The sequence below is a fragment of the Haladaptatus ordinarius genome (genome assembly GCF_054177595.1).
The window spans coordinates 1-6,218 of record NZ_JBPEHH010000166.1; the positions used below are offsets into that span (position 1 = coordinate 1).

The window sequence follows — 6,218 nt, forward strand, 5'->3', positions numbered from 1 at the left end:
TCGATGTAGCGGATGGAGAGCGAAGCATTTGGCCTGCGTATGAAACCACTGTTGGAGATGAGCTAGACATCTTGTTCGGGGTGTTCCGCCGGGAACACCCCTTTCTCCTGCGCCCTCAGAGGATGTGTCTCGCAATACGCTCATCAGCTCCCGAGCAGTTGTCCCTGGGAGTGAGAGCCTTTGTGGATTCATCCATCGAGAACCAATAGAACCGCGCCAGTAGCTCCCCGCTCGCGGCTTCACTCGACGATCTCTACATCGAATTTCGAACGCCATCGATAGCGGCGACCTCCCCAGACGAAAGTCCGCCGGGAAAGGGCGTACGCAAAGACCGGCACCTGCACGAGTGTTGCGGGGTACGCCAGCAGAAACGTCCATCGACGTACTCCGAAGGTCTTGTAGATCCCGAGTTGAATCAAAGTTAAAAGCACCAGCGCCGGAAGGGGATAGAGGAGCGCTCCGGCTGTCGATAGCGATGCGACCACGCTCATCACCGCGAATCCCGATGGATCATGCCACCGGACAATCTGGGTGAATCGGACGTGGCGTTCGGCAGTGTCGCGTAGAGAACCACCCATTGGAACGATTCGCGTTCGACGGAGGGGCGTGACATCAAGATACTCGGTGAGTATACCATCGTCACTCATTGATCGGCGAAGGTCCCGCAGGAACGAATCCACGTCTAAATCGGCTCGTTCAAACATCACAGCGCCACCCCACACGATGTCCTCCTGATATGTTCCGAGCGTGCCGCCGATGGCATAAATTGGCTCTAACAAGGTGGCCAGCGGGTCGCGTCCAACGAAGAACGGCAATTCCGTTACTGGACCGTGCTTCTCGTAATCCGTGTGGAGTTCCGCGAGCCAGTCAGGTGGGTGGTCAAAGTCGTCGTCGGTCCAGACGATTCGGTCGTTGGTGGCAGCCTCCATGCCAGCGGCAATTGCATTCGCCTTGCCCGAACAACCCCTCGGATCACCAGCGATGACCAGTCTCGCGTTTTGGATTTCAGCAACGTGTTCTGCCGCGGGTGCCGTCTTATCGTCACAAATGACGAGAAGTTCATCGGATGGTGCGAGCTGTGCAGTGAGGTCTTCAATGACGGGCGACAGCGTGTTCGTTGGGAGGAGGACACTCGTTGGCGGGGCCATCGACGTGTAGAAGTGTACCAGCCGAGGGATAAATTCACGTGGTTTACTGCTTGGTTCGCGCTATCTATTCAGCACAGCCGCCGGAATCTATCGACACGTGGGGATTTCGACGGCGCCACCAGAACCTATCTCCGGCCTCGCAACCATCTCTCTACGATGTTCGACATAGATTCACTCGACCACGAACGACACACACGACGCGCAATCGAACTCGCGCGTGAGGCGGGCGAACGCGGTGACGGCCACTACGGGTCGGTGTTAGTTCGTGACGGGGACATCGTGATGGAGGAGACGAATCGCGAGTCCACGGACGACGACATCGCGCTGCATCCGGAACTCACGCTCGCACGCCGCGCCGCACGCGACCTCACGGTCGTGGAGCGTGCCGAGACGGTGCTGTACACCAGCACCGAACCGTGTCCGATGTGCGCAGGTGGTATCGGCTTCGCCGAACTCGGCGGGGTCGTCTACAGCGTGTCGGGCGAACGCGCAGCCGAGGAGTTCGGTGGGTCGCCCAGCGTCTCCTGCGACGAAATCTTCGAACGGATGGGTCGAGACGTCGCCGTGCTCGGTGGCGTCCTCGAATCAGAAGGGCTGGCCGTACACCGGGCGTTCCGGTGACCGAGCCTCCGTCTCGAGATGACGGTTCTCTGTGGCTCGATACGGACTCGTCGCTGTATCGAACGGAAAAATGAAAAACGAATTCGTTCCGCGTGGGTTGTCTACTGCGGGCTCGGACTGCCGGGGCCGGAGGTGCCGCCGATGTCGTGTTCGAGGGCGCTTCCGGTGATGTTCTTCAGGCGGTCGATGAGGCTGTCCTTCTCGGGTTCGCCCGCGAGCGCGACTTCGAGCACCTCGCTGATGTGCGAGACGGGGATGATCTCTATCATCTCCTCGTACTCTTCTTCTATCATCACGTCCTGTTCGTTCGCCTTCGGGATGATGACCGTCTTGATGCCGGCCTTCGCGGCGGCCTCTATCTTGTGGGTCACGCCCCCGACCGGGAGCACGTCGCCGCGCACCGACAGCGAACCGGTCATCGCGACGTCCTGTTGGACCGGCGCATCTTCGAGCGCGCTGATGACGGCGGTGGCAACCGTGATGGACGCCGAGTCGCCGTCCACACCTTGCTGTCCGGCCTGGACGAACTGGATGTGAACGTCTTTCTCGCTGATGTCCTCGTCGCTGAACTTCTTGATGATGGCCGAGACGTTCTTCACGGACTCCTCTGCCATCTCCTTGAGTTGGCCGGTGGCGATGACGTTGCCCGGCCCCTGCGACGGCGCGACTTCGGCCATCACGGGGAGCATGATACCGCTGTCTTCGCCCATGACCGCGAGACCGTTGACGCGGCCGATGACTTGGCCGTCGGAGACGGTGAGTTCGTAGTCCTTGCGGCGCTCGATGTAGTCGTCGGCAATCTGCTGTTCGATGGAGCGCGAGCGACGCTTGGCCTGCAGGACGTGGTCGCGCATCGTGTACTCGGCGTCTTCCGCGCGGGCGATGTCGCCAGCCACGCGGACGAGTCCACCGAGGTCACGCAGTTTGAGCGTGAGGTGGTCTTTCCGTCCGGCGCGACGCTGGGCTTCGAGGATGACCTCCTCGACTGCCTCCGCGCTGAAGTGCGGGAGCCGTCCGTCCTTCTCGACTTCCTGCGCGACGAACCGGGAGTACTTCCGGCGCATCTCCGGCGTGTCGTCGATGGTATCGTCCATGTACACCTCGTACCCGTACCCTTTGATGCGCGAACGGAGCGCGGGATGCATGTTCTCCATCGCATCCAGGTTCCCGGCCGCGACCATGACGAAGTCGGTCGGGACGGGTTCAGTCTGCACCATCGCGCCCGAAGAGCGTTCGGACTGGCCGGTGATGCCGAACTCGCCTTCCTGGATGGCCGTCATCAGCTTCTGCTGACTGCGGATGTCGAGCGTGTTGATTTCGTCGACGAACAACACGCCCTTGTTGGCCTTGTGGATGGCACCCGGTTCGACGCGGTCGTGACTCGGCGTCTCCATGCCGCCGGACTGGAACGGGTCGTGGCGAACGTCACCCAGCAGCGCACCAGCGTGGGCACCCGTCGCGTCTTCGAAGGGTGCGCTGGTCACGTCGCTGTTGTTGACCAGCAGGTTCGGAATCATCGCGTCGCTTCCGCGGGAACCGTAGCGGAACGCGAGGTAAATGACACCTGCTGCGAGGATACCGAGGAGTGGTCGCCCGGCGATGAGCAGCGCGTAGCCGACCACGATGGCGATGATGACCCACATGAGGAACGAACGCATCTGGTTTCGCTTGCGTGCCTCCTCTTTGTGGGCCTCGATGATCTGCTCGCCTTTCCCGGCGGGAACCGTCCGAACTTTCGGCTCGTTCCCGTCGTCTGGATTGTGGTAGACGAGGACGTCCTGTAGGTCCTCCTTGGGGAGGAGCTGGCTCATCGCTTTCGCTAGCATCGACTTCCCGGTACCGGGCGTGCCGATCATCATCACGTGGCGGCGCTGCTTGGCCGCCTTCATCACCACGTCACGGGCGTGGTCTTGTCCGATGACCTGATCGACCAGTCGGTCGGGAATCTCGACCTCTTCCGTGCTGTCTATCTCCAGTCCGCCAAGCAGGTCGTCATCGGGAACGTCGTCTAGGTTGACGTCCATTTCGCTGCCGAGGCTTTCGACCTCCTGCTCAGTTTCCTGCTCCGGTGGTGGAGCTTCGGTGTCGTTACTCATAGAATTCGTTCTGTGTAGCTGAAAACAGGGCAGGCGAACTGATATACTTTCTCCCTCTCGCCGAGTGTGACGTTCCCTCGTCGACGCCCACCGAGAGCACGCACGGACTGAAAACAGGTCGTAGAACGCTTCGCTTCCGACAGTGCGGTCACCAGACAGTGTCACCAATCGGGTTCGACCGTGACTCGTCACCCTTATAAAAACGTTACACGTCGATTCCACCATGACTCGCGGGTTCTACATCGGGCGCTTCCAACCCTACCACAACGGCCACCACAGCGTCGTCGAAACTATCGCCGAAGAAGTGGACGAACTCGTACTCGGAATCGGGAGCGCGGGCGACTCGCACACTCGTCACGACCCGTTTACGGCGGGCGAACGAATCATGATGATCACGAAATCGCTCGTCGACTTCGACCTCGTGACCTACGCGGTCCCCATCGAGGACCTGGACAGAAACTCGGTGTGGGTGAGCCACGTCCAGAGCATGAGTCCGGATTTCGACGTGGCATACTCGAACAACCCCCTCGTCATCCAGTTGTTCACGGAGGCGGGCGTCGAAGTCCGTCAGTCGCCCATGTTCAACCGGGGCGTGCTCGAAGGCACCGAAGTCCGCGACCGGATGGTCAAGGGGAACGACTGGCAGAAACTCGTTCCCGACTCGGTCGTCGAGGTCGTCGACGAAATCGACGGTATCGAGCGAATCCAGCGCGTCAGTCAGACCGACTCGAACGGTGACAAGTGATAACGCTCTCGTCGGACTTCGGCACGCCGTATCCGGCGGCGATGAAAGGCGTGATTTGCCAGCACAGCGACGCCCGTCTGGTCGACGTCGCCCACGATTTTCCGCGTCAGGACGTCCGAACCACCGCGTTCTGGCTCCGCGAAGTGCTCCCGTACTTTCCACCCGCAGTCCACCTCGTCGTCGTCGACCCCGGCGTCGGCACCGACCGCGCCGCGCTCGCGGTCCGGGTGGGCGACCACGCGCTCGTCGGCCCGGACAACGGCGTGTTGCTCCCGGCGGCCCGCGAACTGGCAAACACCGATTCGAGCACCCTCGACGTGTTCGAGATATCGTACGAAGACACAGAGAGCACGACGTTCCACGGCCGGGACGTGTTCGCTCCCGCCGCCGCGAGAATCCACGAAGCGGGCGTCGAGTCGCTCGAAGACCTGCCCGACGTCCGATCCGTGGACGACTTCGTCGACCTGCGATTTCCCGAACCGGAGGTCGGCGAGCGCGAGGCCACGGGAGAAATCCTCGTCGTGGACGACTTTGGCAACGCCATCACGAACGTTCCCGGCGAGTTCCTCGACGGCGTGGACGAACTCGCGGTGAACGGCGCGTCCGCCCCGGTAGAACCGTCCTACGCGCACGTCGAACCGGGCCAGCGACTCGTCACGGTCGGCAGCCACGGCAACGTCGAACTCGCGGTGAACCGGGGTCGCGGCGACGAGGCGTTCGGCGTCACCGTCGGCGACGAAATTCGATTGAAGAACTGACGTCGTACGCGTTCCGGCACGCCCCCTACCGCTCGCTCCACGCCCCTGCCAGTGCGGGACCGAACGCGAAGTGGACGATGCCAGTCCAGAGGAGAGCGAAGACGAGTGCGCCGCTCATCGTCGTCGTCAGGTACTGGACGAATCCCACACCGCTCGTCGAGTCGTACGATTCGAGCGTGACGTAGAACACGAACAGCGTCGGCGTGTTCGCCAGCAAGAGCGTGAGCGTGATGGTCAGCGCGTCGCGAGTCGGATTGGCTCGGTGGTCGGGTCGGGAAGCGGAGTCGGACCGCATGCTCGGTGGGAGTCGTTCGACCGGGATAGCACTTCGGAACTCACGTCACGCGGTCGGTGTCGAACCGCGACGCGTAGGAGACGAGACCGAACAGGAGCACCAGCACGACCGCGGTCAGCGCCATGCCGAACAGCGCCATCGTCACGGGCGACATCTCGAACAGCGAGACGCCGAACACGGCCATCGTCTTCCCGCGATTCTGGCCGGTCGTGCCGACGACGAAGCCGATGCCACCTGCGGCAAGGACGACGAACGCGCCAGTAACGAGAAAGACGGGGCGACTGGAGATGATACGGTCGCTCATCGCCGGACGTTGGCGTTCGGGGGGGTTAGGGCTTGCTACTCGGATGCGTGAGTCGAGCACCGATGTTCTGCCCGGTGAGTCCACTGCCGTCCCTTCTCGACGAAAGATGAGGTTTTGTCAAAGCTCTCAGCAACGGCTCAATTGAATCCGCGAATATCTCTCGCATTCACGCTTCTATCGATTGTTCAATGTTGTGAACGCCAGCTATGAGCGCAATCTCGCGGAACTGACGAAACCAGTCACGCGCTCGC

General features: G+C 61.6%; 7 protein-coding genes. 3 read left to right on the top strand and 4 right to left on the bottom strand.

From position 1 onward, the window contains the following. Positions 1 to 239: 239 nt before the first annotated feature. Positions 240 to 1,148: a glycosyltransferase family 2 protein gene (locus ACR3FF_RS25260; protein ID WP_458190870.1), complete on the bottom strand. Its 909-nt coding sequence runs from the start codon at positions 1,146 to 1,148 to the stop codon at positions 240 to 242. A gap of 156 nt (positions 1,149 to 1,304) precedes the next feature. Here ACR3FF_RS25260 and ACR3FF_RS25265 point away from each other — a divergent pair, with 156 nt between their 5' ends. Next, a complete protein-coding gene (locus tag ACR3FF_RS25265) occupies positions 1,305 to 1,769 on the top strand; it encodes a nucleoside deaminase (protein WP_458190871.1) in 465 nt (154 codons plus the stop codon). Positions 1,770 to 1,870: 101 nt separating this feature from the next. Here ACR3FF_RS25265 and lonB read toward each other — a convergent pair whose 3' ends face one another. Continuing rightward, positions 1,871 to 3,865, bottom strand: a complete 1,995-nt coding sequence (lonB, locus tag ACR3FF_RS25270) for an ATP-dependent protease LonB (protein ID WP_458190872.1) — start codon at positions 3,863 to 3,865, stop codon at positions 1,871 to 1,873. 223 nt (positions 3,866 to 4,088) lie between these two features. Here lonB and ACR3FF_RS25275 point away from each other — a divergent pair, with 223 nt between their 5' ends. Next, positions 4,089 to 4,610 (top strand): nicotinamide-nucleotide adenylyltransferase, encoded by a 522-nt coding sequence (locus ACR3FF_RS25275; RefSeq protein WP_458190873.1) that lies wholly within the window; start codon positions 4,089 to 4,091, stop codon positions 4,608 to 4,610. Then, positions 4,607 to 5,368: an SAM hydrolase/SAM-dependent halogenase family protein gene (locus tag ACR3FF_RS25280; protein WP_458190874.1), complete on the top strand. Its 762-nt coding sequence runs from the start codon at positions 4,607 to 4,609 to the stop codon at positions 5,366 to 5,368. The genes ACR3FF_RS25275 and ACR3FF_RS25280 overlap by 4 nt, the downstream gene beginning before the upstream one ends. Positions 5,369 to 5,393: 25 nt before the next feature. Here the strand turns inward: ACR3FF_RS25280 and ACR3FF_RS25285 are convergent, their stop codons facing one another. After that, on the bottom strand, positions 5,394 to 5,663 hold the full coding sequence (locus ACR3FF_RS25285; RefSeq protein ID WP_458190875.1) for a hypothetical protein: 270 nt from the start codon (positions 5,661 to 5,663) through the stop codon (positions 5,394 to 5,396). Positions 5,664 to 5,703: 40 nt separating this feature from the next. Continuing rightward, positions 5,704 to 5,967, bottom strand: a complete 264-nt coding sequence (locus tag ACR3FF_RS25290; protein WP_458190876.1) for a DUF7520 family protein — start codon at positions 5,965 to 5,967, stop codon at positions 5,704 to 5,706. Between the last annotated feature and the right edge of the window lie 251 nt (positions 5,968 to 6,218).